Source organism: Vibrio sp. SCP2, assembly GCF_059295395.1.
On sequence record NZ_JCAFVV010000001.1, the window covers coordinates 435,066 to 461,179 of the forward strand.

The following is a 26,114-nucleotide window of genomic DNA, read 5'->3' on the forward strand; positions in this document are numbered from 1 at the left end:
TCAATTATTTTTACCTGTATTAGTTCGCTATAGTCTGATCAGTTAATCAGTTCAGTTAGGGCTTAGAAAATGGAAAAACGTTGGTGGCATGACAGTGTGGTCTATCAGATCTATCCGCGCAGCTTTTGTGATTCAAACAACGATGGTATTGGTGACCTTCAAGGCATCATCAGCAAACTCGACTATCTAGATAAACTCGGGATTGACGTTATTTGGCTCTCTCCTGTTTATCAGTCACCGATGGACGACAACGGCTACGATATTTCAGATTATCAAGCTATCGCACCTGAGTTTGGATCCATGGAAGATATGCGCGAGCTGATTGCACAAGCTAAACAACGCGGTATTCGCATCGTCATGGATTTAGTGGTCAACCATACCTCTGATGAACACCCTTGGTTTGTTGAAGCAAAGCAAAACCCTAACAGCGAATATCGGGAGTTCTACATTTGGCGCGACGCCAATCCAGACGGCACTCCACCAAGCCAGATAGACTCTATTTTTGGTGGCAGCGCGTGGCAGTGGGATGAAGAGAATCAGCAGTACTATTTCCATCTATTTTCAAAACGCCAACCTGACTTAAACTGGGAAAACCCAAACGTCCACGACAAAGTGTTCGAGATGATGAACTGGTGGATCGAGCAAGGGATTGGTGGTTTCCGATTAGATGTGATCGACCTTATTGGTAAAGAGATCGATAAAGGCATCACAGGCAACGGTGACCGCCTGCATCCATTACTGCAGAAAATGAACCAAGCAACGTTTGGTAACAAAGACTTACTCACGGTAGGCGAAACGTGGGGTGCAACACCAGAGATTGCTAAACTGTATAGCGATCCTGCAAGGCATGAGCTTTCTATGGTGTTTCAGTTTGAACACATCACACTGACTTGGCAAAACGGTGATAAATGGCGCCCTATTCCACTCGATTTAAACGAGTTTAAGCGTGTGCTAACAAAATGGCAGGTTGAGCTAAAAAGCCAAGGTTGGAACTCACTATTTTGGAACAACCACGATCTCCCGCGTGTCGTCTCGAAATATGGCTGTGACAAGCAATATCGAGTTGAATCTGCCAAGATGCTCGCCACGACTTTGCACTTTATGAAAGGCACGCCTTACATCTATCAAGGCGAAGAGATTGGCATGACCAACGTTGCGTTTGAAAACATTGAACAATACAAAGATATCGAAACCGTCAATTTCTATAAGGTGAAGACAGAATCGGGAGTGAGTCATGAACACATGATGACAGCCATCCATGAAAATGGCCGCGATAATGCGCGTACGCCAATGCAATGGAATGATGACCATCATGCAGGCTTTACCAATGGTACTCCGTGGATAGAGGTCAACCCAAACTACACAGAAATCAATGTCGCTAGAGCACTTGCCGACAAAGACTCAATCTTCTATCACTATCAGCAACTTATCTCGCTGCGTAAAGCACACCCAGTGATTGTCTATGGCGATTTCATCCCGCTACTGGAAGATCACCCACAACTGTTCGCCTATGAGCGCAAGGGGCTTGCGGAACACATAGTGGTATTTAATAACTTCAGTGCTGAATCCATCAGTGTTGAACTACCCGACTACTTGGTTGGTCAGCAGGTCAAGACCTTAATCAGCAACGGTCACTCAATCGATTCGCTTAGCAATGAAATAAACCTTAAGCCATTCGAATCTATCGCAGTTAAACTCTAATTGAATCGATCCTTAACCAAAAACACCGGGCATTAACCCGGTGTTTCTTTGTTGGCATCGCAAGCCTAAATCAATTGTTCAATCTGGCTAATAGTGGTTTGTGCTGATTGGTAATCCACTTGAAGTTCGACAAGTCCTTCAGCCGTTTGCACAAACAATGATGGGAAACTATTCCCCCCTATGCTACGAGCAAAATCCAACTCGCGCATGAACTCCTCGTTCAAGGTGACCGAGCCAAAGTCGGACTCAAATCGTTCTAAATCTAAACCAATGCTGTCAGCAAGATCGATAAGCACATCGCTGTCACTCGGGTTTCTCGCCTCAAGGTAATACGCAGTTTGAATTGCGGTCAGCATTTGTTTCTCTGCGCTTTGCTTACGCGCAGCTAACACCGCTCTGCAGGCAGGGTAAGTAGAACGTCTCGGGGTATTTTTGTTCCAGAAATCATAATTAAACTGGGTACCAAGAAAGTCTTCGATTCTTTTCCAGTACGACGCTATTTGCTGTTGCATCTCTTTCGGCATGGGTTGGTCAGAATCTGGCGCTAAGCCGCCAACCACATATTGAATATCAATTTTGCCCTCTAGTATCTGACAAATCTGCTGCCAGACTGGCTTGTACCCCCAACACCATGAACACATAGGGTCATAAACATAGTAAAGTTTATTGTCAGCCATTTACATCGCTCCAGCATATTATTGATAGCTTTAAGCATAACTGCTGAGAATCAAATTGCACTACAAGACATTAAGTAATTCTATAACCGGATCACTTAGTAAATTGGCTTTGCATTGCACGGCTAACTGGGAGCTTAGCATCACCAATTACGACGACCATTTTCCCAGTAATAACTTTCTTCACTTTCTCGACGGCGGAGACATTGACTATGGTTGAACGATGTATCTGCCAAAAGTTGTCTGGGTCAAGCTGTTGTATCAACTCTTTTAACGAGGTTCTAAGCAGGTACTCGACCGTTTTACCTTCTTCTTGTGTGAACACCGAAACATACTTATCTTCCGCCTTGAAATAGAGCACATCTGAAATGGAGATGAGGTGAATATCTTCCCCTTTGCTTGCCCTTACCCAATTTAGATAGCTTGGCGCTGATTGATGACCAAGCTGTTGAATTTGTGCAAGTAGCGCCGCCATATCTGGCGGAGTAGGTGTAGTTACGCTCTCAATTCGCTGCTTTATCTTCACAACACATTGCTCTAGGCGCTGCTCGGATAACGGCTTTAGCAAGTAATCAAGAGCATTGGCTTCAAACGCCTGTAGCGCGTACTCATCGTAGGCAGTAATAAACACGACTTGAGTTGGGCAATCCATCTTAGTGAGAGCTTTTGCTGCAGCCATGCCATCCAGTTGAGGCATTTTGATATCAAGGAATACAAGATCTGGCTCGAATTGTTCAATCATTTCCAGCGCTTCTTGACCGTTTTTAGCCTGCCCGACAATTTCTAATTGAGGCCAAACATCAGCCAGCATTTTGTTAAGGTGATGTCTCAACAATGGTTCATCATCGGCGATGACTGCGCTAACTTCCTTGATTGTCATTAAATCCTTCCTATTACGAGTTCAATTGATTGAACGGAATTTGAATCACGGCCAACACACCACCAGAGGCAGATTGCTTCATTTTCAAGCTCGCTTGGTTGCCATAAAGCGCAGCAATTCTCTCTTTGGTGTTTTCTAACCCAATACCATTGCCACTGCTGTTTGGCGCATTAGCAAACCCTACACCAGAATCCTCGACTTCAATAACCATAAGCTGTTCTTTTTTCGAGACTTCGATAGAGATCTCGCCACCATCAACTTTTGGTTCAATACCATGCTGAATCGCATTTTCAACCAAAGGTTGCAACAGCAAAGGGGCAAACAATACCTCTTCACTGATCGAGTTGGTGATCTGATAGTTTAAGCGTTCATCGAGACGGATCTTTTGTATCGCTAAGTAGGCATCAACCAAGTCTAATTCTGCTTTTAAAGTCGAAGTCTCTTTACGGCTGTTTTGTAGCGTCCCTCTTAGCAAATCCGTCAATTTCCCTAACATATGCTGCGCCGCTTTTGGGTCATGACTGATCAACGCATTGACGTTGGCCAAGGTGTTAAATAGGAAATGTGGTTCAATTTGGCTTTGCAGTTGACGAAGCTGGCTCTTGACTAAGGCTTTCTCTTGTTCTGATTGAATTCGCTTGGCTGTTTCCAACTCCTTTTGCGCCAGTATCTTTTGCTCATGCGTGTAAAAGTAGAAAAAGCATGTCGCTGAGAAGATAAAACCAAGAATTGCTACTGGTTTAAGTTGGCTGATATCAGAGAACTTTTCGTAACTATTTAACCACCAGTAGGCATTCAGCGTACCGAAAACCATAGCGCTCACTATCGACAACCCGGTAACCACTTGATTAGACAGCTGCGGCCACAAGCGGCTGATCACCAATGAGCTCACAACCGAGCTGTAACCATAGCCTAAACTTATCGCCAGATGCTCTAGGTAGGCACTTGGCCAAATAGATTGAGTGACAAAAGCAATCACTGCGCAAAAGATCGTGGTATAGGCAAAACTTTTAAAGGCATTTGCAGCGTAACTCGACGATTCCTTCATTAAAACCTTCCTCTTAGATTAATAAAAATCATACGCTTATCTGATAAATTTGCATACACAGACTCGCTGTCACCCGTCATAAAACGCGCAGCAAGTTCCGCTGAAAATGACGCAGAGCCAGAGTCATACACCCGATAATCCAACCACTGAGTCGCTATCACTCCCTGATCTTGGGGGGAATAAAGAAGATCAAACGTCGGAGTCAGTTTGTTTAGCCACAAATACTCTTTTGACCAAGACCATTGGCTCCAACTCGAAGAGTCTAACGACCAATGAAACATCATATTATGTTGCACCAAATTAGTATTATTTAACCCTTGTGCATACGATGAAGCCAACGGCTTAAGTGATTGATCGTTCGATAAAAAAGCCACGTGCTCGAATGCGTTATTCCATTCACTTTGACTCCAGCTGCGACTGTCATACCAATACTCTAAGATGATGTTGTTGCCGACTGCATTTGCCCAGTTAAGCCCGACCAGAGCTTGAACTGCGTCCGTTTGCTCCGCCAAGGTGACTGGTTGATGATTTTCGCCTTGGATATAGCTTAAGTATTTACGTTGATAGAGTGCAGAGCTATGCAGTGACCAAGCATCATTGAGAACAGTCACAAATGAACCACCGAGTAAACCTTGGCGAACGTCATCATAGTAAGCCAATCCTTGCCATTCACTGTCTCCCGACAGAACATATCGCCTTAGACCAATACCTTGCTGCTCAGAGGCCTCTTCTAACTGGCTACCTTCTTGTTGCGTCCATGAAGAGTCGCTGTAAACAAGGCTCCACTCACCTGACATGTCAAAGTAAGACGCCATCGCGACGTCGGTTCCTTCTTCAACTTGAATACCAACAGGGTTTCTTCGGTAAGGTTTAAATACATCGAGTGGGCGATAGCCGTAACCTACCCCCCAATCGAGGCGCACTTTACCTAACGTTAAATCAATTGGAGCTTTAAAAAACTCTGTACTACCTTGCCAAAACAACTCTTGGATTATCAACTCGCCATCATATGACTCAGACGAATCTGAGCTGTAGATTTGATTGCCTTTTGCCGCTATCAAGCCCGTGAACCCATAGCCTTCTAGTTGTAAGTCGATAAGCGCATCTACCGTTTCGCTACTGCTGTCGCTCGACTTACCAAGCAAAGCGGAATCTCGATGCTGCGCGGTGCTAGCACTGAGTGTGTAATCCCAGTCAAAGCTCACTTCGTCCGCCACAACAGACGTTGAAAATACCAATAAGCAAGTTAATGCAAGGCAATGTTTCATTTATAACTCCGACAACGCATTACGCGTTAAATACGCTGGGTTGTAGTATTTATCTTCTAGTGCCACTGGCGTGATTTGCTGATATTCAATCACGGTCTTTTTCGCAGGCTGGATTTGGTCAAGCAGCGTCATGGCAACAACTCGCTGCAAACCATCACGTTCACCTTGGGTAAACCAAGCTTGTTTGGCTAGCTTACCCGAGCGCAGATAAAGATCAGCTTTGATAGGAAAGTCGTTACTTTCATCTAACCACAGTTCAATTTTCGAATAACTTGCCCCTTTGGTCGTCGCTCTTAAACGTAGGTGATTAACCAGTAAGGAATCACCGTTTACATCCAGTTGTTCCGGTTTTACAAACGTTGCATGGTAATCTTCGCTCCAAGTCAGGGTTGAAATATCCCCGACTGACGCCTCACCCAATAACTTCTGCATTGGTGTAATGCGGATTGGACGGCGGCTTTTCGGCATCACTAGCCAGTAGTTGTCCCCTAGCATCAGCATTTTTTGCCCTGCTTCAACTTGGGATTTAAACAGCACTAGAGACTCTCGATTTGGACGAGTGTAAACATTGTACTCACGCGTTTTATCCAACTCTCCATTTTCAAACAGGCTGACCAGTGACACCACTTTGGCGGCATCAGTATCAAGGCGGTACTGATCGGCATTCTTAACCATGGTCGCGACATCTTTCGCCATTACACTCGAAGCACTGGCGATAAGCACTGACGCTACAACTATCTTCTTAATCAAACTAAACATAAATCAACGCCTCCGTTATTGGCTTCTTAACCCCTTTCGATGCAGATAACCATGCTGCCACAACACATATGAGCAACACGCCCACGGCTGTCATAGAGAGTAGTTCTGGTGAAAAGTAGATATTGAGTGGGTAACCTTCTGTTCGGCCCGGAGGGGGTGGCATTTGCACATCCACAACCATAAGCAATAGACTCACTAACAGGCTGATGACGCCTCCAATGAACGAACCAATCAGGGCCAGCAAGGCGGACTCGCGTACAAAGCCAGACACAATTTCTCTCGGATAAGTGCCTAGTGCCGACAGGGTGCCAATTTCTCGTGTGCGTTCAGTGACCGACATCGTCATAGTGTTAAACAGTGCGACAAACACCACCAACGCCATCACAGCGCCCATAATGCCGAAAATTCGGTCATACAGGTCTTTAACTTTGGTATAGAAGAATGCGCGCTCTTGCCATGGCGTCACTTCAACTGGCTCCGCGAGAGACATGTCTGCCAGCTGCTGCTCAACCCAAAGCTTCATCGGCATTGTTTGCTCAGTATCAAATAGGAACACGGATAATGTGCTGACCTTGTCACTACCTAAAAGCTCCTGAGCAGACTTGATATGAATGTAGAGCTGGCGCTTATCCAGTTCAGGCACACCCGTTGAATAGATCCCGCGAACTTTGTAGTCATAGGCATTTAGCGCGCCATCACTGGTTGTCGCCAGCAATGTGACCCAGTCACCAATGCTAACATTTAGATTGCGCGCTAAATCGACGCCAAGCATGACTTCTGGCTCACTTGGGTCGTAGCGAGAAGATTGAATGCTCGACAGCGTTTTACCTTGGCGAACATCCAAAAACGGTCCTTTCATATCAAACTCGCGTTCATTGACACCAGTGCCAACAAAGATGGTCGATTTACTTCCGTTAGAGACAAGACCGGTAAACTCGATTCTCGGCTGAACACCACGCACTTTATCGTTGACAATCAATTGCTGTGTGATTTGAGTGCCATCTGACAGACCATTTGCCAGTGGCATCTCTTCATCTTTTTCGAAGAAGTCAGGCTGGCTGATAGTCAAATGACCAGTGTCTCTTGCCGTCGACTCTTTCAAAGAATCATAAGTGTAAAGCCCAAAGCCACCTGCAGAAGTTAGAGCAAAAATAGCAATCGCTATGATCAGTACAGACAGTACACTACGACGTTTATTTCTCTGAAGGTTAAGAAACGCGATACGCCATGATGGTGGAATTAGCTTGCCCATTTCATTGGCTCCTTGTTGATAGTACCGTCCAATAGGTCAATGCTTCGGTCACACTGCTGCGCCATACGGGGATCGTGTGTCGCAACAATAAAAGTGGTACCCAACTCGTGCCCTAACCCCTTCATCAGTTCGATGACTACCGAGGCAGTATGGCTGTCTAAGCTTGCGGTAGGCTCATCTGCAATCACCATTTGCGGTTTGTGTACTAGGGCTCTCGCGATAGCAACCCGCTGTTGCTGACCTCCAGAAAGGTTGTCTGGGCGATGCTTGGCAAACTCTTTAAGGCCAACTTTATCCAAGATTTCAAACGCTTTTTGTTTTTGCTCTTGCAAAGAAAAGCCATTTAACATCAATGGATAAGCGACATTTTCCCACGCAGTCATAACAGGGATCAGGTTAAACTTTTGAAACACGAAGCCAAGTTGGTTGCGGCGCATATGAGCCGCCTTAATCGCTTCTCTTGGGTAAGCAAGGCCAGATAATTCAATGGAACCTTGGTAGTCCATATCGAGTAAGCCTAATATGTTGAGGAGCGTACTCTTGCCCGAGCCCGATGGCCCACATAGAGCCACCATCTCGCCTTTACTAATCACACCACTGACCTGATTTAAGGCATGTACCTGCTGTTGGCCAATTCGATAGGTTTTATTAATCTGCTTAAACTCAATCATAACGCCTCCTTAAGCTGCAGAATCTAGAATTGCTTTAGCTTGAACTGTCATAGGGTGATTCGGGTTTCTAGCTTGCATTTCAGCGACCCACTGCTTAGCTTGAGGTTTATCCTCTGCTCGAAGTGCCGCTTGAATGGCATAGATATAAACCCAAGAGATGGCATCATAGTGCTGTTGCTTAAACGACTCATCGGCTAACAAGTCGAGAAACACGTCATAGCCCCGCTCAAAGTGGTTGAACATATCCGGTAACGAAGTAAACGTTGCACCCGCGATTGATCTTGCAAGTAACGATTCAGGCAGCCCTTGACGGTATTCTTGTTGTTCTAACGGTGTTGATTGGCTGCTTAGAAGATCCAAACCTTTACTGATGGTCGCTAGCCCTTGCTCTGTGTACTTCATTTTGTTCCACGGCATAAACGCATCTCGCCCCATAAGAGTCTGAGTGCTTCCTAGATACACCAAACTCAATGGGTCAGCGCCATCGGTAGCAATTTGAGTCTCTAACTGCTGATGAACAAGTTCCACCTTGTCTTCATCGCCTTCTGCTGCAAGATTGTATTGAGCAATCAGCTCCTCACTCGGCGCCGCGACGACTTGTGTCGCTACAACTAACCCAATACTAAATAAGCTCGCTAACGTTACTGTTTTCATCTGAATAATCCCTTGCCTGTTTTGATGATGGAAGAATAACTGCGTCAGAAAAAGTCGGCAGCGCTATGCGACGAATGGAAGAAATCGGGAGTAAACGGTCGTAAAGCGGATTAAATGGATAATCCCTCAACGCTAACGGAGTGCAGCTATAGATTTTTCCCACTATGATCGTTAGAGTAGCGCCAATAATTGAGCCACTGCTTTTTACTAAATGCTTGGCTATAAGTAAGAAATGTAACGAGATAGACCAATGATTAATGACGACAGAATTATCGCAGACTTAACAGAACTGGAGGCTTTCCTAATCGCTGTAGAGAGTGGTGTACTTGGGCTGAGTAATGCCGCTGGCGTAGTACTCGCAACCAACAACAGTGACGGACGCCGATTTGTTGCAGTATTAGATGATAAGCACCAACTTGTGTTAGGTCGTTGGGTGACAGAGGAAGTATTCCAGACTGGACAAGACTTGGTTCGCAATGGACCTAAACGCCCTCACTAATTTACTGCCTAAATATATACTAAGCCTGCCTATATGCAGGCTTTATTTTAACGAAAATAACTTTATATTTTACAAATACAATAACTAAAATAAACACTATCCAATATTTCGGATAATTATCCAGTTATCCAGTTATCCAGTTATTATAAAAAAGAGGCTAACTAATTTAGTCAGCCTCTTCCCATTATTTATAATTGATTAACATTATGCGTTTGGCGGTGTACCTTCACCGTTCGAAACAACCACATCAATCTGTACTAATGCATCCATTGCGATTTCAGCGACACCAACAACAGTACGCGCTGGCAGTTCACGTTCAAAGTACGTCTTGTAAATTTCATTTACGGCCTCTAGATCAGCCATATCACGCAGTTGAATGTTTACTTTAACAATATCGTCCATCACGTGATTGATGCTTTCAACAATCGCTTTAATGTTATCGAGACACTGTTGAGCCTGCTCTTTTGCTCCACCAGCAACCAATTGGCTCGCGCCTGCTTTCATTGGCAGCTGCGCTGCAATGTGGTTGTAGTGAGAAAATGCCACTGTTTGAGAGTGAAATGGATTAACTGGCGCATTTTCTGTGTTATGCGCACGAATCACAATACCGTGTCTATCTTCCACTTCTTGTGGTGGTGTACCATCACCATGAGAAACGACGGCATCTAACTGAACTTTCGCACCCATTGGAAGGTCTGCCACAGAAACAAAAGTACGTGCTGGCATATAACCGACAGTGCGTGCGATAGACGAATCTGGGAAGAAAGTCGTGTATGCCGTATCGACCTCTTTCATATCCGCTAGATCTTTCAGATACACGTTCACTTTTACAATGTCATCAAATGGGACATCAATGCTCTCCATGATAGCTTTGATGTTCTTCAAACATTGAGCCGTCTGCTCTTGAACGCCACCTTCAATTAGCTTGCCTGTTTCCGCATCAATTGGCAGCTGAGCTGAGATATTGTTGTAGTGCGAGAATGCAACGGTTTGTGTAGATACTGCACTGACGGGTGCTTGCTCAGTGTTTCTTGATAGCTTGATAAGCGCACAAGGCTCTTGAGGTGCTGTACCTTCGCCATTTGAAATTAGCGCGTCCATTTGAACCAAAGCATCACCGTGTGGTAGTGCATTCACAGCCACAGTGGTACGGGTTGGAATGAGGTTCGGGAAGAAAGTCTCGTATACTTCGTCCACAGCTTCCATGTCTGCAATGTTCTTTAGGTGAACATTAATACGTACAACGTCGTCCATGACGTGATCAATACTTTCAACAATCGCCTTAATATTGTTTAAACACTGTTTCGCTTGCTCTTTTACATCACCTACAACAACCTGCCCAGTAGCAGGGTCTAGGGGTAACTGCGCAGAGATATTATTGTAGTGAGAGAATGCTACGCTTTGCGTAGACAGCTCAGAAACAGGTGCATTTTCGGTGTTTCTTGAAACTTTAATGATTGCGCCACTCATGTCGATTTTTATCCTTCTATTTCACGCTAGATAGTTATTTTATCTTGGGTTAGTTTTTGTTATTGGAATTAAAGTGACACGATAGTAAGTGAATTATTGGCTGTTAATTGTGACTAGAATCAAGAACTACTTTTACTATAAACTGGTGAAAATAAGGATATTTAGTCACTACCAGATTAAATATCCAGATTTTTATTACTTGATTAAACTCGCACTCATTAAATAATGTAATTTTCCCAGAATAGTGAATACATAATCATTGAGAAAGCTGTTCTCTGAGGTTTGTTTCGATCAGATCTGATAGCCGCTTCACAAGAATCTGGACAAAGTCATGCCAATTCAATCTAACCACTGCGATTTATCTCTCTGTGAGTGCATAAATTATTCTAGGTGTCGTTAAGAAGCGACCAAAACAGGCTTAACGCTAGGTAATATCGCTAGAAACAAAAAGGCCCTGAGACGTATCGCTCAGGGCCTTTCATTTAACTCATCGCTTTATGGCGCGTTGTCAATCTCGACAGGAAGATAGTGCTTGGGCTCAAGTTTTAGCCATTCTGGTAACACCGTACCCATGGAGATCGAAGACCAGGTTCCTGACAGAATACCGATGAACATCGCAATAGCGAAACCTTGCAGCGCGCTACCGCCCATAATCCACAATGCCGATACCGTCATTAACGTGGTACCCGAAGTCACCATAGTTCGCGAGAAGGTCGCCATAACGGCTTGGTCGTTAATCTCTTCGGTTGGCAATGACTGTTTAGCGATCAACAACTCACGAATTCGGTCGGCAATGATTATCGAGTCGTTAAGCGAGTAACCAAGAATCGCCAGTATCGCAGCAAACACGGTCAGGTTAAATTCCATCTGTGTTGCAGCGAAAAAGCCCAACACAAGCACCACATCGTGAACCAATGCTAACAAAGAGCCGCTTGCCAATCGCCACTCAAAGCGGAAACACAGATAACCTAAAATACACATCATAGAGATCATCAGCGCTAAACCGCCTTGGTCGACTAAGTCTTGCCCTACTTGAGAGCCGACCATGCTATTGCTGATCACATCCACTTGGTGAGAAATCGGCGAGAGTGTTTTAACTAGGTCCGCTGATTGTTCGCCTTGCTCAGGAATTGGATAGCGAATTACCCATCGACCATCTTGATCTGAGTGAGTCACATTAGTGAACTGACCTAGTTCTGGTTGCAGGGCATCAACAAGTTGTTCATGGGTAACATTGTTGTCTACTTTGACTTCAGTGACCATACCGCCAGTAAAGTCGAGCCCCATGTTTAAGCCATTCATCCCCAACGCAACAAGTGAGATGACCATTAACGCGAACGATACAAAGTTGGTAATGTAGCGAACTCGACGAATATGCTGTTTAAAAAATTCAACCATGGTTATACTCTCACATCGCGACGTGCATCGCGTCCCCATACCAAATTGATGATTGCGCGTGATGCGAACACACCACTGAACATACTGGTCAACAGACCCAGACCTAGAGTTAAGGCAAAGCCTTGAATTGGACCATTACCAATCGAGTAAAGAACGACAGCAGTGATCATGGTTGTAATGTTGGCGTCAAGAATCGTGCTCAAAGCACTATCAAACCCAAGGTCAATCGACTGAGCGAATGTACGCCCTTCAGCGAGTTTGTCCTTGATACGCTCGAATATCAGTACGTTGGTGTCTACCGCCATACCGACCGTTAAAACTAAACCAGCGATACCAGGTAGAGTCAGGACGGCACCAGGTAGAAGTGCAATCAAACCAAGTAAGCTTACCATGTTAACCATTAATGCAACGTTGGCGACCCAGCCTAATCGGCGATACCAAAGCGCCATAAAGGTCAATGTCATCGCTAAACCAAGCGCCAGAGCGGCAAAGCCATTTTGAATGTTTTCAGCACCCAATGAAGCGCCAATAGTGCGCTCTTCAACAATCGTCACTGGTGCGGTCAACGAGCCAGCGCGAAGCAATAATGCAAGGTTCTGTGCGTCTTCCATTGAGCCTGCACCTGTGATGCGGAACTGACTGCCTAGTTGAGATTGAATGGTTGCGACACTGATGACTCGCTCGCTACGTTCAGTTTCACCCTTAGCGTTAGTCGTATATTCGCGATACACAGTTGCCATTGGTTTGCCGATATGGCCCCCAGAGAAATCACTCATGATTTTGCCACCAGCATGATCAAGGGAGATGTTTACCTCAGAGAATCCCATTTTATCAATGCCAGCACGCGCATTAATAATGTGCTCACCAGTCAGAACTGGACGTTTTGCTAGAGTCACATCACGACCGTCATTGTCTTTCAAAACAACGTCGCCGTAAGCTTTACCCTCTGAAGGAGTACGTGATTCATGAAAAGCCAAAGTCGCCGTTGCGCCAATAACGTTCTTCGCCAATGAAGGGTCTTGCACACCAGGTAACTCAATACGAATACTGTGTTCGCCTTGACGCTGAACTAGAGCTTCTGTAATGCCTAGCTCTTCAATGCGATCACGCATGATCTTTAAGTTTTGCTTGATAGTGACCGACTGGAACTCAGATTTACTCTCTGGCGTTGGCTTAACCGCAAGATAATCCGAATGGCGCTTCACATCCCAGTTCGGGTAGTTCTGCTTAAGGAAAGTATTCACTTGAGCCAGCGCATTGTCAGTGTCAGTCTTAACATCAAAGGCTTCAGAACCAACCGAAGAAATTTGAATACCGCGCAGTCTTTCCTGACGCAAGAAGTCTCTCACTTCATCTACTAAGCTGTTACGTTGGTCTTCAAATGCCTTGTCAATATCAACATTGAGTAAAAACTGCACACCACCACGTAAGTCCAAACCTAGCTTGATAGGACTAAAGCCCATATCACCTAGCCACTTAGGCGCGACAGAAACATAAGAAAAGGTAATCGAGTCTTCTTTCCCTAATAGCTTATCTAGCGCCTGACGTGCTTGAGTTTGCTCAGTTTCGTTTTCAAACACGAGCGTTGTTTTGTTACCAACCTGTTCGATTTCGTTCACTTGAATATCACGTTGATCGAGATAGCGGTTGAGTTCAGTGACATTATTGACAGTGTTGTTTGAGTCAACTTGTGACGTTGTCACCTGAATAGAAGGTTTCTCACCATACCAAGTTGGAACGGCGCTAAGGGTAAGCATTACCACTGTCGCAATAAGAACCACATATTTCCATGCAGAATAGTGGTTCATCAGGCGCGCGGATTTCGCCTGCTTTATAGGATTTTTTTTCATAATATTTCTTAACTTAGCTGGGAACAGATAGATCTGTACCTAGGGATAAACGGTGAAAGCTATAGCTTCGGTATTTAAGTTAGGAAATAGCGGAATACTGACTGTTGAGCGCCACGTAAAGCGCGTTAGTCTCTTTCCAACCAGAAATGCGGTAAGGGGAATTGTAGCGTGATGTAACGCCTAGACCTGACTCTATTTTAGGGAGTTTATACAACCTGAACAGAGCTATCGCAGCAGGTTCAAAGCTAGGTAAATCAATGTTTGAAGAGGAATCACCATTATCAAGGTAGCGAGTGACATTCAGCCAGCGATTAGCATTGATGATGGCTAGCCAATCTTGCGAAAAATTGGCTTTGGTAACAGGTTCTGATTGAGGCTCTTGCTTTACTTCATCAAATAGAGCTTGGAAGTCACTGTTTGAAAGGGGCAGTAACGCGTTTGTGCGATAATTAAGGCGTGCAGATGCTTCATTTTCAGCTTGCAATACATAGGCAAACGCCTGCGTTGGCAATGCCATCGCAAGTGTAAAAAGCCAGATATATGAAACGATTCGTTGAAGCATTGATGAACCTGATAGTAGTCAACAGCGTGATAGTAGATCTAACCTTGGCAACAGACAACTAAAATAATCTAAAAGCTAACATTTCAAATTTGGTGGGTTTTAACGATAGAAAATCTTACCCGTTTGAACATCCAAATAGATCTTATTGGCTTGCTTCAAGCCACCGCAGTACACAAAGTAGGCATCAATATCTTCAAACGTCACCGAACGTATCCAACCTTGAGTTTCTTCAAAATCCTCCGGTACACACGTCCCTTCTTTAAGCAGGTTATCTGTTGTCTTAATGAACATTTCGAAATGCTGTTTAAAATCATCAGAATCTTCAATATAAGTAGTGACGGTTTCTACTCTCTCTTGCTTGGTAATGGTTGGAGCCACTTCCAGAAGTGCTTCCATTGGTACCCATTCTGCAACTTCAGGCCCACCTTCTTCGTAAACATAGTAAGGCGATATTCTTCCCCAGCCATCTCGTTTTTCTAAGATATGCAGCTTGTCTCCACGATAAACCACATTTTCCACAAACGCGGAGTAATCTGGAGCTTCACGCACACCCAGTTTGGGAGGGCTAACATAGTAGTCGGTAATCGGCGGCGGTGGCTCGACCTCTTCTTCCTCTTCAACCAGAAGAATGGGTGTCATTGGCTCTTCTTCCTCTACCCCTTCCATCGCTAACGCGTCTTGTTGAGGTTTGTAATAGAAGATGTAGTAACCACCCGCAGCACAGCCTATGCCGACGAGCAGCAGGAGAAGCATAATGACCTTTTTCATATCGCCCTGATTCTTTTCCTATACTTAAGAGGTTGCAAACACCACAACCATCATAATGAAATGGCACAGTATTAATATAACTATAGCGGCAGCATTGCTGATCACTTTACCTTATGGGGCAAATAGTGCGCATTGCGACGCTGAATCATGGAATCGTGCCCTCAAACTTCAGCAAGAATTGGATCAGAAATATAACTTTCACGCGACTCGATTCAATCAGTTTCTCCAGATACACCAAGCTCAGCCTTTCTTATATCAGGAGTTCACCGCCAATGAACTGCAAGGGCTGTGGCAAAGCGGCAATCACACCTTTCATCAGCATATGCAAACCCAAGCGGAGGCTTCCGGTGTTGTGATAAGCAGGATAAACGAAGAGAAACGGTTACTTGACCCATTAGTCAATCAAGCGAACGCGATGGAAAAACGTTGGTTATCGATCAGTAAACATTGCAAACAATCAGGTAGCCAATCTAATGTCATTAGCGGTTGGCAATACTCACAGGTTAACCAAGCAATGAGGAAAGATATTGAATCCTTGATCAGTAAACTGACCATACTTGAAGGGCGCTATAGAAAAGAGATTGAGGCTCTGGAAAACGCCAAACCAAAGCCTCAGGATTAATTCCGGTTTTACCTTAGTGATGAAGTTGCTGTTCCACCGCCACTGCGAGTGCCACGGATGCGCCTACCATAGGATTATTCCCCATACCGATGAAGCCCATCATTGCCACATGAGCTGGCACTGAAGAGCTTCCTGCAAACTGGGCATCAGCGTGCATTCTCCCCATGGTATCCGTCATTCCGTAACTTGCTGGTCCTGCCGCAACATTATCTGGGTGTAGCGTTCGTCCAGTACCACCACCAGAGGCAACCGAAAAATACGCTTTGCCCTGAGCATTGCACTCAGATTTGTAGATACCGGCGACCGGATGCTGAAAGCGTGTAGGGTTAGTCGAATTACCCGTAATACTGACGTCTACCGATTCACGATGCATGATCGCCACGCCCTCTCTGACATCATCAGCGCCGTAACAGAGAATCTCACCACGCGCGCCCTGAGAGAAACGTCTTCTTTCAACCTCCACCAGCTCCCCGGTTTGGTAGTCGAACTCGGTTCTTACATAGGTAAATCCGTTAATTCTAGCGATTAAGTAGGCCGCATCTTTACCGAGTCCATTCAAGATCACTTTAAGAGGTGTAGTTCTCGACTTGTTAGCATTGAGAGCAATTTTAATCGCTCCTTCCGCTGCAGCAAAAGACTCATGACCTGCGAGAAATGCAAAGCACTGCGTTTGCTCATTAAGCAGTCGAGCAGCCAAAGCGCCGTGCCCTAAACCTACTTGTCTTTGCTGGGCAACGCTGCCCTCTTTGGTAAACGCTTGTAGCCCTTCACCGATGGCTAGCGCTGCCTGCTCCGCGTTTTCTGATTGGCGAAACAGCGCCAGTGCAGTCCCTAAGGTATACGCATCACAAGCGTTATCAAATGCAATCGGCTGAGTTTCAAGTACTACTTGCTTAGGGTCAATTCCGAAAGTCAGACAGTAATGATGCGCCTCTTCTAGAGTAGAAAAGTTCATGTGATTAAGTAATTGAGTTGTCGAAATATTCATGATTTGGCCCTCTGGTTAAGCGTTACGCGGATTGATCGTTTTTACAGCTTCATCGAAGCGTCCATACGTTCCACCCGCGTCTAGCATTGCGCTTTCAGCCTCCATTCCACTTTCAATGTTTGCCATCATTTTGCCAAGGTTAAGGTACTGATACCCGATGACTTCATCATTCTCGTCGAGCGCAAGTTTGGTTACGTAGCCTTCAGCAAGTTCCATGTATCTCACTCCTTTCGCCATCGTCGAGTAACTCGTTCCAACCTGACTTCTCTGAGCTTTACCGAGATCTTCCAACGCAGCGCCAATTTCTAACCCGCCTTCAGAAAAAGCAGATTGAGTACGCCCATAAACAAATTGGAGGAATAGCTCGCGCATCGCGACATTAATCGCGTCACAGACCAGATCGGTATTTAGCGCTTCTAGGATGGTTTTTCCAGTCAATATTTCAGCCGCCATAGACGCTGAGTGTGTCATTCCAGAGCAGCCTATAGTTTCAATCAGCGCTTCTTCGATGATGCCTTGCTTTACATTCAAAGTGAGTTTCGCGGCCCCTTGCTGGGGAGCACAAGCACCAACACCGTGGCTTAAACCAGAAATGGCGATAACATCTTTTGGCCGCACCATTAACCCTTCCACTGGAATGGGCGCAGATGGATGTAAGTCCCCACGTTGAATTGGGCACATAGATTGAATTTCAGAAGAGTATTGCATGGCGTTTTCCTAATCGTCAGGAAAACAAGTGAGGCGTGAAGATACAACTTCTCTACAGAACGTCAAACCGACTCGTTAGCGAGTGGTTTATTCACAACAGCATCACCTGTTTTCGTATCTGTAGGAGTCATCAGCCAGAATTGGCGGTTAAGTAGGTGGAACCCCATCACCTTGGGAAATAGAATAGATCCACATCACACTTTTATGCAAACCTTTATTTAGAGTGAAAACTTATAATCAACCCAATTTATATAAGCAGACCAATTAAACCAAATGTAACAATTACTTGTACTGTTGAACTTATTTGTTATCAATTATCATTTGCATTAATGTTAATTGCAGTTACCATTTAGGAATGTGTAACGGATTACCTCTGACTCTGCCTTGAAACTTGCTCTGTCACTTAAACATTTTCTTCTGATCTGGATTATCGGTCTAAGTCTAGCTGGAGGCAGCTACTTAATCGTTCATCATTACGAAACACAAAAGCTCAATAGCCAACTTACTGGGCAGTTAAACAACCAAGTACAGACCCTTCAACAATCACTAAACTCGATTGAAAGGCTGCTCTATTCAACTAGAGCATTTTTATCGAATGGCAATAAGCCAACACCTAAACAATTTGAAGCATACTTTTCAGAGCAATCTTCGCTGCTGCCAAACGTTCAAGCTGTGATTTGGGCACCTACTGTATCCATTGATCAGGTTTCTGAGTTTAAACAGACCGCAAGGCAGAACGGCTTTCTAGGTTTTGAGCTCACTCCGCCGTTATCGACCAATGAAGACAAAACATGGTTTCTCAGTAATCAAACGGTTCCTGTTTACTACCTATCCTCCTCGTTTGAAGGGAGTGATGATCTAGGCTTTCGATTAGAGAGTGACACTCAACTGGTTAGCGCGATGTCCCGTGCTATTACCTCCAATCGAGTCGGTGTTGCCGATTTTGTTGAAGAAGGTCAACTGGCTGCAAACTTGGTCTTACCTAAGTTCTCTACCGCTGGAAAGCTTGAAGGATTTATTGTCGCTAAGGTTGTTTTCCATGAACTACTTGGTGAGATATGGCAACGAGAAGTGAACTCAGCCACAACTGAAATTGAAGTCTATGTTCAACCAAACCATGAGCTTGCCTTTGAGTCTCATATCAACACCAAGCTTACCGAAGATGGTCTAACCGCACGGCTCGTTTCGCTTGACCAAACTATACGCGTCCCGCTATTCAATCAGGAGTGGACCATTTCAATCTCGAAGATGGATAGTAGTGGCAGTACCGCTTTGTATAGTACAGCGTCAATACTGTTGATTTTTCTTTTAACGGGTTCTGTTTCAATAGCCGCAAACTTCTATGCCACCCGATTGAAAGTCTCTGATCAATTGATCGAAGAGAAAACCCGCTCTCTTGCTATTCAAGCGGTCAAAGATAACTTAACTGGGTTAAACAATCGAACTGCACTCAATCGAGAAATCGATAAACAGCTTAGGTATTTACAAAAAGGGTCATCTGATGGTTTCTCGATACTCTTTATCGATTTAGATCGATTTAAGGTCATCAACGACTCTATGGGTCACCTCCATGGCGACAAATTACTCAAGGAAGTGGCATCTCGATTAACCCGCCACTGCCGCGACGACGATATGAGTTTTCGCTTTGGCGGTGACGAGTTCATCATCTGCTTACCTCGGTTAACCTCACGCGGTGCACTGACACACATATGTCATCGCTACGCCAAGGCGCTAAGTCAGCCCTACACGATTGATGGCCAGTCTTGTCATATAGGCGCGAGCATTGGTATTTCGGTAGTCACGGACCCCAAGCAGACCATAGCTGGCATTCTGCGTGAGGCAGATACTGCGATGTATAAGGCTAAAGGCTCGTCAAATGAGAAGGTTGTCTTCTTCCATGACCAGATGTTTAATCAGGCTAAGAAACGCTTTACTTTAGAGCAAGAGCTGACGGGCGCACTCGCATTTAAGCAGTTGTCATTGGTCTATCAACCTATCTATGAAACAAGCAGTGATTCAGTTGTCGGATTTGAGTCTCTACTTAGATGGAATCACCCAAAGCTCGGATTCATCTCTCCCCAAGACTTTATCCCGATAGCAGAGGAGACAGGACAGATCATTCCAATTGGTGATTGGGTGGCGAAAGAGTGCTGCAAGATTCTAGAGCGATTATGGATCACGCGACAAGGCAACAATGTACCTCGTTTCAATATTAACGTGTCGGCCAAGCAGTTTGAGTCAGAGCATATCTACCATACGCTAGCGCATTTACTTGAGAGTCACTCTTTTCCAGCCCATCTCATCGGTATAGAGATAACAGAGTCTATGCTTCTAGCGGACGAGTGCAACGCTAGCCAACTTCAGCGTATCAAAGATCTCGGTGTAACCCTTTACTTGGATGACTTTGGCACAGGTTACTCTTCACTCTCAGTACTCAATGACTACCCTGTTGATGTGATCAAAGTCGACCGCAGTTTTGTTAGCCGCATAGCACTTGGTCAACATAATGCCGATAGCCTTTGTCAGGCGATCATCAATATGGCGCATACCATCGATCTAGAAGTCGTCGCCGAAGGCGTAGAAACCCCAGAGCAACTCGCTTTCTTAACCCAACATCGTTGTAACTTGATTCAGGGATACTTGAAGTCTAAGCCGCTTACCGTGTGTGGCATAGAAAGAGTCCTCGATAACCAGACAAAAGCGACCGCTTAACCTTGTTCGAAAACTTCGAATATGAATAACGAATTTATACTATTTTTTGTGATTTAATTCACACATATTATTTCTCTCAAGCGCACAAGACGCAGTTTACAAAATTAACTACAGCCAAGAGTTGAGAGGAATTCATGATGAAAACAGTACTAAAAGCAATCGCACTTACCGCCCTAACTTCAACAGTCGCATTTGCAATGCCAGCAGAGGATCAATCAATCCGAATCAAGACTATTGAAAACCAAGCTATTGTCACCGTAACTGAAAATGGCGTGCCAGTGAGCGACGTCAAAGTAAAGGTTAAGGGCAATGGAACCCATTACTTCACAACGGGAGTAAAAGGTACGTTTATGGCGGCAAACCTATTGGACAACGGTCGTACTTTTACATTCGAAATTATTGATGAGAATGGTGATGTCATTCGCGAGCAGCGCTACCTTCCTTCATTTTAAATTTGGGTAGCCCCAAAAAACAAAGCCTGAGAATTCACTCCTCAGGCTTTGTTGTTTCTAGGTTTTGTTGGGCTAGTCTAAGCGGTCACACTTAGCGGCACAGATAAAATCATTTTGATGCAGCCCTTTAATGGAGTGACTCCACCAAGTTACCGTCACTTTCCCCCACTCAAGAAGTATCGATGGGTGATGAAACTCTTCTTCAGCAAGCTCGGACACTTTGTTGGCAAACGCCCATGCAAGTTTATAGTTCTTAAACTTATAGACTTTTTCCAGTTGAGGAATACCATCGCGCTCTAGCATCTGCCAACCTTCTAGCTCTGTAAGGAGTAACCTTCTCTCTTCTGCGCCTAACGCCACTGCGCTACTGGTACAAGACTCACAACGTAATTCATCAAGCATGTGTCACTTCCTTTGGTTCAAATAATGGGGGTAATAATCCAGCCTGCATGGCTTGCTTAACATGGAACATTAAATCCAATTTACTTAGTTTGTATAACTGCTGAATGTTATCAAGAACAAAATATTCTGGCTGCATAATATCTATCCGGTAAGGCGTTCTAAATACGGTGTGGATATCAAACTCTACTCGCTGTGCCTTAGGATCATCTAATGCGTATAGCGTTTCACCTGGTGAAGACAAAATACCACCACCATAAATCTTAGTTTGATCGCCTTCTTTAACCAGTCCAAATTCGACCGTGAACCAGTATAAACGCGCCAAATAGACTCGCTCTTTGTCACTCGCATTGCGGCCGAGAAGGCCATACGTCTGAGTAAACTGGGCAAACTCGGGGTTGGTCAACATAGCGCAATGACCAAAGATTTCGTGGAAAAAGTCCGGCTCTTGGAGGTAATCAAACTCTTCACGAGTTCGCAGAAATGTCGCCACCGGAAATTTCTTATCTGCAAGCAGAGCAAAAAATCGGTCAAAATTGATCAGTGCAGGTACAGGCTCTACCTGCCAACCCGTCGATTCCTTTAATACTCGATTAATATCAACAATCTGCGGAGCTCTATCAATTGGCAAATCAAGCAGTTCGAGTCCTGCCAAATACTCTTTACAAGCTCTTTGCTTTACCAAGTGCAGTTGACGCTCAACCAAATCGCGCCAAACCTCATTCTCTTCCCGGCTCCACTCCACAATCCCGTGCTCATTCACAGGTTTAGAATGATACTGTGCCATACCTAGCTCCGTTAACAAATCCGTTACATTAAGCCTATCGCCATGCTAAGACGGTGACAATTTTCCGAGCCAACTCTATCGCCACCCTTTCCTGTAACATAATTTTTACATTTGACAGCTTTTTGCTTATTTTTCATGGAGCTGAAGTCACCCCACTTGTTTGACTTTGCCTATATTTTCATCAAAGCTTATTTGGATAACGGAGAACAAAAAGACGAGGATGTCATGTCTAACTCAGAGCAGCGCTTCCCTTCCCCGATCTGGGCGCCTAGTCGCGAGCGTATAGAATCATCAAATCTAGATCAATTCATAAAACACATTAATATTCAGGGAGATGCGATAGAAAACTACTCTGACTTACATCGCTGGTCAGTAGAGTGCAAAAAAGATTTCTGGTTAGAAGTCTGGCAATTTTGTGATGTTATTGGTTACAAAGGCGACTGTATTTTAGGTGAAGGTTTAGCCAAATGGGGAACATTCAGCCCTAGTCGAGACACTATTTGGTTCCCTCAATCGCAACTCAATTATGCAGAAAACCTCCTTGCCTACGCATTTCAAGCCCCTGATGACATCGCTATCTGGTTTAAAAATGAGCGCGGAGATTGCCGAAAACTCTCTTGGCAAGAGTTGTGTGATCAGGTGTCTATTCTTCAGCAATGGTTAAAGCACAATGGCGTCGAAAAAGGGGACGTCGTTGCTGGGTACTTGCCGCACATGCCAGAAACCGTTATCGCCATGTTAGCGACGACAAGCCTAGGTGCAATATGGACGTCAACCTCTCCCGACTTCGGTGCAGAAAGCGTTATTGAGCGCTTTGGTCAAGTTCAGCCAAAGGTACTGTTTTGCTGTAATGGTTACGACTTCAACGGCAAAACTTTTCATATGGAAGAGAAGAATCGGCAAATTGTCGATGCTATGCCGAGCTTAGTGAATACTTGTCAGATTGACTACTTGCAAGAACAACCGAGCAACCAAGGTCTTAGCGACTCATTTTCTGACTGGGAAGCCATTTTAGCCAGTTTCCTGCCACGGGGAATGCGCTATCAAAGGATCAGTTTCAATGATCCGCTGTTTGTTCTCTACTCTTCAGGCACAACGGGCAAACCAAAATGTATTGTCCACTCAGTTGGCGGAACAATTCTAAACCACCTCAAAGAACATCAACTTCACTGTGATGTTCAACCTAAAGATCGCGTTTTCTATTACACAACCTGTGGCTGGATGATGTGGAATTGGCATGTGTCAGCATTGGCCAGTGGTGCCAGTTTGGTCATTTACGACGGTAGCCCTATGTACCCAAACCCAAATGCTTTGTGGCAACTATGCGAAGATGCGCAAGCGACCTTATTTGGCACGTCAGCTAAGTATTTGGAAGCGCTTGAAAAGTCCCAGTTTAATCCAAGTAGTCACTATTCGTTGGACTCCCTACGAACCTTGTGTTCCACAGGCTCTGTCTTGTACCCCGAACAGTTTGACTATGTGTATGCCAACATCAAAGTGGATCTTCATTTGGCTTCCATCTCCGGAGGAACGGATATCTGTGGCTGCTTCGTGTTAGGCAACCCTATTTCGCCAGTTTATCGTGGGGAGTGTCAGGGTGCTGGGCTAGGCATGGATGTTGCCGTGTTCAATGACTCAGGAAAAGAAGTGATTGCAGAGCGAGGTGAACTGGTTTGTCGCAACAGTTTTCCTAATCAACCTCTAGGCTTTTGGCACGATGACGGTGAACGCTATCACAGCGCCTACTGGGACAAATATGAAAACACTTGGCACCACGGTGACGATGTTGAAATGACCGCGCGAAATGGCATGATTTTCTATGGGCGAAGCGACACCACACTCAACCCAGGCGGGGTAAGAATTGGTACCGCTGAGATTTATCAGAAGGTGAATCAACTTCCCGAAATTCAAGACTCTATCGCAGTAGGACGGCGCGTGGATGGCGACGAGAAAATCGTCCTCTTTGTCCAGCTGAACCCAGAACAGACGCTTACTAAGGAGCTCGAAAGCACGATTAAGCAAACGCTGCGGGCACAGTGTTCTCCGCGCCATGTGCCTTCAGAAATCTATACATTGACTGAAATACCAAAAACGAAATCCGGCAAACTGGTCGAGCTTGCGGTAAAACAAGTCTTACATGGTGAAGAGATAAAGAACAAAGGCGCTATCGCTAACCCTTGGGTTTTGGATGAAGTCGAGAAGTTCCAAGGTCATCCTGTTGTCTAAACAAAAAGCCCGACGTCATCGTCGGGCTTCTTCAATCTCTTTAAGCTATCACTTTTAGGCTATTATTTTTTAGCCACGGCCATCAGTACCTTTAGCGTTCCATCTGGCGTTTCAATATCGAATGGTGTCGTTACAACAACCTCACTGAAACCAACACTGGATAACACTTGCTGCGCATGCGTGATGGTCATACCGCCAACTTCGTCTTTATCTGACAACCAATCCCAATGGACAAAGTAACTGCCTTCATCGAGCAAACTGAAGACAATATCTGCAGTATCAGAGTAGCTTGGTAAAAAGCTGCAAACCGACGAGGCAACGACCAAATCAAACTGTGCTCTAAATGCTGGGTGCATTGCGACAAGTCCGCGACTGAGGATATCGACTACTGGCTCAACATTGGCAAGCTCTTTCATGTCTAGCTGTTCGATCATCGCTTCCGAGCTGTCTAGCGCGACAATGTCTTTAGCGATTGGCGACATCCGTTGACTCAACAAACCGGTACCACAGCCAAAGTCCAGAATGTGCATTCCTTTAAAATCGACAACTTTCTGTAACGACTCAAACGCCTTATCTGCGTAATCATTGGTTGCGTTTTCCGCATCCCAGTTTGCTGCGACATCGTCCCAACTATTAGCCATCATGATCTCCCTGTTACTACATTCACTTGGCATCGCTCAAGAGTATCAAAACTGCATGAAATTCATAGCATTTCAATGCTGAAAACAGACAATTGCCTAGGATTAATATAATATCGATTTCAAGCTAATCAAATTGTACAAAAGATGAACTTATCTCAGATCGAAGCTTTTTGCACCGTCGCAGATACTGGCTCTGTTTCGGAGGCCGCCCGCCAGCTTGAATGCAACCGCACTAAATTAAGTATGGCAATCAAAGCATTGGAAAAAGATCTCGATGTAGAGCTATTCGTTCGTAGCGGTAACAATTTAGTGCTTTCCGAAGCGGGTAAAGCGATTTATAAAGATAGTCAGAACTTGCTGGTGACCGCATCGCGTATTCGCCAAACCTGCGCTCAAGTTTCCGGAGAGTTCAACGCTGAAGTTTGGATTGCCCGTGACGATTCACTGCCCGATGATCTATGGCATGACCTCTCTCATAGGCTCAATAACCACTTTCCTGCCACAACATTCAATATTGTGCTCGCCTCTAGTGGTGACCTCGCCAATCTCGTCGCGACCTCTCAGGTTGATTTTGCTTTCGGCGTCGATTATGAGCGCATCGATGATCCTCTCGTTACCTTCCAGCCGCTCGGAAAAATCCGCTTGATGTCGGTGTGCCGAACCAACAATCCGTTGGCGCGATTACGTCGTGTATCCGATGATGAACTACGTAACGCGATGCAGGCGGTTATGGTCTATCTCAATGAGAAAGACAACCCTGAACTTCAGCCGTTTTCATTACGCTATATCGGCTTCTCAAGCTTTGAATATATGCTCAATACGATTCTTGAAGAAGAAGCATGGGGCGTTCTACCAGAACCTCTGATCCGTAATCTATTACGTAAACAAGAGCTTGCGGTGATTAAGCATACCTATGGTTTAACTCAGGAAGATTACTGCATGTTTACCGCAGCTGGCATGGCCGAGCACCCCGGGATGTCTTGGTTGGCTGACAAGTTAAACGAGTATCTGTTTGATTTTTAGCCTGACACACAAACAAACCATCAGTGAGCGTCAAAAATAGTGACACCAAATTTCACACCTATCTCATTGAATTATATAGATTAACCAAGAAAGGTTAAAAAT

The 26,114-nt window shown here is 44.9% G+C and carries 25 protein-coding genes and 1 riboswitch; of the genes, 7 read left to right on the forward strand and 18 right to left on the reverse strand.

Going from position 1 to position 26,114, the window contains the following annotated elements; genetic code table 11:
- Positions 1-69: 69 nt before the first annotated feature.
- Complete coding sequence (locus AC5O63_RS02125; protein WP_494503744.1) at positions 70-1,701, forward strand: glycoside hydrolase family 13 protein; 1,632 nt, start codon at positions 70-72, stop codon at positions 1,699-1,701.
- Between the two features lie 65 nt (positions 1,702-1,766).
- On the opposite strand, the gene AC5O63_RS02130 is transcribed toward AC5O63_RS02125, so the two are convergent.
- The 8 genes from AC5O63_RS02130 to AC5O63_RS02165 all read right to left on the reverse strand — a co-directional run bounded on the left by AC5O63_RS02130 (position 1,767) and on the right by AC5O63_RS02165 (position 8,907).
- Positions 1,767-2,378: a DsbA family protein gene (locus AC5O63_RS02130; RefSeq protein WP_494503745.1), complete on the reverse strand. Its 612-nt coding sequence runs from the start codon at positions 2,376-2,378 to the stop codon at positions 1,767-1,769.
- Positions 2,379-2,469: 91 nt separating this feature from the next.
- Positions 2,470-3,255 (reverse strand): LytR/AlgR family response regulator transcription factor, encoded by a 786-nt coding sequence (locus AC5O63_RS02135; RefSeq protein ID WP_494503746.1) that lies wholly within the window; start codon positions 3,253-3,255, stop codon positions 2,470-2,472.
- 13 nt (positions 3,256-3,268) lie between these two features.
- A complete protein-coding gene (locus AC5O63_RS02140; protein WP_494503747.1) occupies positions 3,269-4,303 on the reverse strand; it encodes a sensor histidine kinase in 1,035 nt (344 codons plus the stop codon).
- Positions 4,303-5,571, reverse strand: coding sequence for a hypothetical protein (locus AC5O63_RS02145; protein WP_494503748.1), 1,269 nt, complete (start codon positions 5,569-5,571; stop codon positions 4,303-4,305). The genes AC5O63_RS02140 and AC5O63_RS02145 overlap by 1 nt, the downstream gene beginning before the upstream one ends.
- Positions 5,572-6,330, reverse strand: a complete 759-nt coding sequence (locus AC5O63_RS02150) for an outer membrane lipoprotein-sorting protein (protein ID WP_494503749.1) — start codon at positions 6,328-6,330, stop codon at positions 5,572-5,574.
- Positions 6,323-7,582, reverse strand: a complete 1,260-nt coding sequence (locus tag AC5O63_RS02155; RefSeq protein WP_494503750.1) for an ABC transporter permease — start codon at positions 7,580-7,582, stop codon at positions 6,323-6,325. Before AC5O63_RS02155 ends, AC5O63_RS02150 begins: the two co-directional genes overlap by 8 nt.
- On the reverse strand, positions 7,570-8,253 hold the full coding sequence (locus AC5O63_RS02160; RefSeq protein WP_494503751.1) for an ABC transporter ATP-binding protein: 684 nt from the start codon (positions 8,251-8,253) through the stop codon (positions 7,570-7,572). The genes AC5O63_RS02155 and AC5O63_RS02160 overlap by 13 nt, the downstream gene beginning before the upstream one ends.
- A gap of 9 nt (positions 8,254-8,262) precedes the next feature.
- Positions 8,263-8,907, reverse strand: a complete 645-nt coding sequence (locus AC5O63_RS02165; RefSeq protein WP_494503752.1) for a hypothetical protein — start codon at positions 8,905-8,907, stop codon at positions 8,263-8,265.
- A gap of 250 nt (positions 8,908-9,157) precedes the next feature.
- Between AC5O63_RS02165 and AC5O63_RS02170 the strand changes: the two genes are divergently transcribed.
- Positions 9,158-9,406, forward strand: coding sequence for a hypothetical protein (locus AC5O63_RS02170; protein WP_486788170.1), 249 nt, complete (start codon positions 9,158-9,160; stop codon positions 9,404-9,406).
- A 204-nt stretch (positions 9,407-9,610) separates the two neighbouring features.
- Here AC5O63_RS02170 and AC5O63_RS02175 read toward each other — a convergent pair whose 3' ends face one another.
- The 5 genes from AC5O63_RS02175 to AC5O63_RS02195 all read right to left on the reverse strand — a co-directional run bounded on the left by AC5O63_RS02175 (position 9,611) and on the right by AC5O63_RS02195 (position 15,454).
- On the reverse strand, positions 9,611-10,876 hold the full coding sequence (locus tag AC5O63_RS02175) for a Rid family hydrolase (protein WP_494503753.1): 1,266 nt from the start codon (positions 10,874-10,876) through the stop codon (positions 9,611-9,613).
- Between the two features lie 495 nt (positions 10,877-11,371).
- Entirely contained in the window at positions 11,372-12,274 is a 903-nt protein-coding gene (gene secF, locus AC5O63_RS02180; protein ID WP_004746032.1) for a protein translocase subunit SecF, read from the reverse strand.
- Positions 12,275-12,276: 2 nt separating this feature from the next.
- Positions 12,277-14,124 (reverse strand): protein translocase subunit SecD, encoded by a 1,848-nt coding sequence (gene secD / locus AC5O63_RS02185; protein ID WP_494503754.1) that lies wholly within the window; start codon positions 14,122-14,124, stop codon positions 12,277-12,279.
- A gap of 79 nt (positions 14,125-14,203) precedes the next feature.
- A complete protein-coding gene (locus tag AC5O63_RS02190) occupies positions 14,204-14,686 on the reverse strand; it encodes a hypothetical protein (protein ID WP_494503755.1) in 483 nt (160 codons plus the stop codon).
- 99 nt (positions 14,687-14,785) lie between these two features.
- A complete protein-coding gene (locus tag AC5O63_RS02195) occupies positions 14,786-15,454 on the reverse strand; it encodes a flagellar basal body-associated FliL family protein (protein WP_171320779.1) in 669 nt (222 codons plus the stop codon).
- 94 nt (positions 15,455-15,548) lie between these two features.
- Between AC5O63_RS02195 and AC5O63_RS02200 the strand changes: the two genes are divergently transcribed.
- Complete coding sequence (locus AC5O63_RS02200; RefSeq protein ID WP_494503756.1) at positions 15,549-16,076, forward strand: hypothetical protein; 528 nt, start codon at positions 15,549-15,551, stop codon at positions 16,074-16,076.
- Between the two features lie 13 nt (positions 16,077-16,089).
- Here AC5O63_RS02200 and AC5O63_RS02205 read toward each other — a convergent pair whose 3' ends face one another.
- Positions 16,090-17,064 (reverse strand): GGGtGRT protein, encoded by a 975-nt coding sequence (locus AC5O63_RS02205; protein ID WP_494503757.1) that lies wholly within the window; start codon positions 17,062-17,064, stop codon positions 16,090-16,092.
- Between the two features lie 15 nt (positions 17,065-17,079).
- Positions 17,080-17,772: an iron-sulfur cluster assembly scaffold protein gene (locus AC5O63_RS02210; protein ID WP_494503758.1), complete on the reverse strand. Its 693-nt coding sequence runs from the start codon at positions 17,770-17,772 to the stop codon at positions 17,080-17,082.
- A gap of 114 nt (positions 17,773-17,886) precedes the next feature.
- Positions 17,887-17,952, reverse strand: a riboswitch (Fluoride riboswitch).
- 204 nt (positions 17,953-18,156) lie between these two features.
- Between AC5O63_RS02210 and AC5O63_RS02215 the strand changes: the two genes are divergently transcribed.
- Complete coding sequence (locus tag AC5O63_RS02215; RefSeq protein ID WP_494503759.1) at positions 18,157-20,484, forward strand: bifunctional diguanylate cyclase/phosphodiesterase; 2,328 nt, start codon at positions 18,157-18,159, stop codon at positions 20,482-20,484.
- 137 nt (positions 20,485-20,621) lie between these two features.
- The gene (locus AC5O63_RS02220) at positions 20,622-20,936 is read left to right on the forward strand and encodes a hypothetical protein (RefSeq protein WP_494503760.1); all 315 of its coding nucleotides are present in this window, start codon (positions 20,622-20,624) and stop codon (positions 20,934-20,936) included.
- Between the two features lie 72 nt (positions 20,937-21,008).
- On the opposite strand, the gene AC5O63_RS02225 is transcribed toward AC5O63_RS02220, so the two are convergent.
- A complete protein-coding gene (locus AC5O63_RS02225; RefSeq protein WP_171320773.1) occupies positions 21,009-21,338 on the reverse strand; it encodes a 4a-hydroxytetrahydrobiopterin dehydratase in 330 nt (109 codons plus the stop codon).
- On the reverse strand, positions 21,331-22,122 hold the full coding sequence (gene phhA / locus AC5O63_RS02230; protein ID WP_069669185.1) for a phenylalanine 4-monooxygenase: 792 nt from the start codon (positions 22,120-22,122) through the stop codon (positions 21,331-21,333). Before phhA ends, AC5O63_RS02225 begins: the two co-directional genes overlap by 8 nt.
- A 225-nt stretch (positions 22,123-22,347) precedes the next feature.
- Here phhA and AC5O63_RS02235 point away from each other — a divergent pair, with 225 nt between their 5' ends.
- Positions 22,348-24,348, forward strand: a complete 2,001-nt coding sequence (locus tag AC5O63_RS02235; protein ID WP_494503761.1) for an acetoacetate--CoA ligase — start codon at positions 22,348-22,350, stop codon at positions 24,346-24,348.
- A 62-nt stretch (positions 24,349-24,410) separates the two neighbouring features.
- Here AC5O63_RS02235 and AC5O63_RS02240 read toward each other — a convergent pair whose 3' ends face one another.
- Positions 24,411-24,989 carry a class I SAM-dependent DNA methyltransferase gene (locus AC5O63_RS02240; RefSeq protein ID WP_494503762.1) on the reverse strand — a complete coding sequence of 193 codons (579 nt, stop codon included), beginning with the start codon at positions 24,987-24,989 and terminating at the stop codon, positions 24,411-24,413.
- A 144-nt stretch (positions 24,990-25,133) separates the two neighbouring features.
- Between AC5O63_RS02240 and AC5O63_RS02245 the strand changes: the two genes are divergently transcribed.
- Positions 25,134-26,012, forward strand: a complete 879-nt coding sequence (locus tag AC5O63_RS02245; protein ID WP_494503763.1) for a LysR family transcriptional regulator — start codon at positions 25,134-25,136, stop codon at positions 26,010-26,012.
- Positions 26,013-26,114: the final 102 nt, after the last annotated feature.

What these genes read in the sequence shown, in the direction of transcription:
- AC5O63_RS02125 (WP_494503744.1), top strand. Translation starts at nt 70, where the DNA reads ATGGAAAAACGTTGGTGGCATGACAGTGTGGTCTATCAGATCTATCCG.
- AC5O63_RS02130 (WP_494503745.1), bottom strand. Translation starts at nt 2,378, where the DNA reads ATGGCTGACAATAAACTTTACTATGTTTATGACCCTATGTGTTCATGG.
- AC5O63_RS02135 (WP_494503746.1), bottom strand. Translation starts at nt 3,255, where the DNA reads ATGACAATCAAGGAAGTTAGCGCAGTCATCGCCGATGATGAACCATTG.
- AC5O63_RS02140 (WP_494503747.1), bottom strand. Translation starts at nt 4,303, where the DNA reads ATGAAGGAATCGTCGAGTTACGCTGCAAATGCCTTTAAAAGTTTTGCC.
- AC5O63_RS02145 (WP_494503748.1), bottom strand. Translation starts at nt 5,571, where the DNA reads ATGAAACATTGCCTTGCATTAACTTGCTTATTGGTATTTTCAACGTCT.
- AC5O63_RS02150 (WP_494503749.1), bottom strand. Translation starts at nt 6,330, where the DNA reads ATGTTTAGTTTGATTAAGAAGATAGTTGTAGCGTCAGTGCTTATCGCC.
- AC5O63_RS02155 (WP_494503750.1), bottom strand. Translation starts at nt 7,582, where the DNA reads ATGGGCAAGCTAATTCCACCATCATGGCGTATCGCGTTTCTTAACCTT.
- AC5O63_RS02160 (WP_494503751.1), bottom strand. Translation starts at nt 8,253, where the DNA reads ATGATTGAGTTTAAGCAGATTAATAAAACCTATCGAATTGGCCAACAG.
- AC5O63_RS02165 (WP_494503752.1), bottom strand. Translation starts at nt 8,907, where the DNA reads ATGAAAACAGTAACGTTAGCGAGCTTATTTAGTATTGGGTTAGTTGTA.
- AC5O63_RS02170 (WP_486788170.1), top strand. Translation starts at nt 9,158, where the DNA reads ATGATTAATGACGACAGAATTATCGCAGACTTAACAGAACTGGAGGCT.
- AC5O63_RS02175 (WP_494503753.1), bottom strand. Translation starts at nt 10,876, where the DNA reads ATGAGTGGCGCAATCATTAAAGTTTCAAGAAACACCGAAAATGCACCT.
- secF (WP_004746032.1), bottom strand. Translation starts at nt 12,274, where the DNA reads ATGGTTGAATTTTTTAAACAGCATATTCGTCGAGTTCGCTACATTACC.
- secD (WP_494503754.1), bottom strand. Translation starts at nt 14,124, where the DNA reads ATGAAAAAAAATCCTATAAAGCAGGCGAAATCCGCGCGCCTGATGAAC.
- AC5O63_RS02190 (WP_494503755.1), bottom strand. Translation starts at nt 14,686, where the DNA reads ATGCTTCAACGAATCGTTTCATATATCTGGCTTTTTACACTTGCGATG.
- AC5O63_RS02195 (WP_171320779.1), bottom strand. Translation starts at nt 15,454, where the DNA reads ATGAAAAAGGTCATTATGCTTCTCCTGCTGCTCGTCGGCATAGGCTGT.
- AC5O63_RS02205 (WP_494503757.1), bottom strand. Translation starts at nt 17,064, where the DNA reads ATGAATATTTCGACAACTCAATTACTTAATCACATGAACTTTTCTACT.
- AC5O63_RS02210 (WP_494503758.1), bottom strand. Translation starts at nt 17,772, where the DNA reads ATGCAATACTCTTCTGAAATTCAATCTATGTGCCCAATTCAACGTGGG.
- AC5O63_RS02220 (WP_494503760.1), top strand. Translation starts at nt 20,622, where the DNA reads ATGAAAACAGTACTAAAAGCAATCGCACTTACCGCCCTAACTTCAACA.
- AC5O63_RS02225 (WP_171320773.1), bottom strand. Translation starts at nt 21,338, where the DNA reads ATGCTTGATGAATTACGTTGTGAGTCTTGTACCAGTAGCGCAGTGGCG.
- phhA (WP_069669185.1), bottom strand. Translation starts at nt 22,122, where the DNA reads ATGGCACAGTATCATTCTAAACCTGTGAATGAGCACGGGATTGTGGAG.
- AC5O63_RS02235 (WP_494503761.1), top strand. Translation starts at nt 22,348, where the DNA reads ATGTCTAACTCAGAGCAGCGCTTCCCTTCCCCGATCTGGGCGCCTAGT.
- AC5O63_RS02240 (WP_494503762.1), bottom strand. Translation starts at nt 24,989, where the DNA reads ATGGCTAATAGTTGGGACGATGTCGCAGCAAACTGGGATGCGGAAAAC.
- AC5O63_RS02245 (WP_494503763.1), top strand. Translation starts at nt 25,134, where the DNA reads ATGAACTTATCTCAGATCGAAGCTTTTTGCACCGTCGCAGATACTGGC.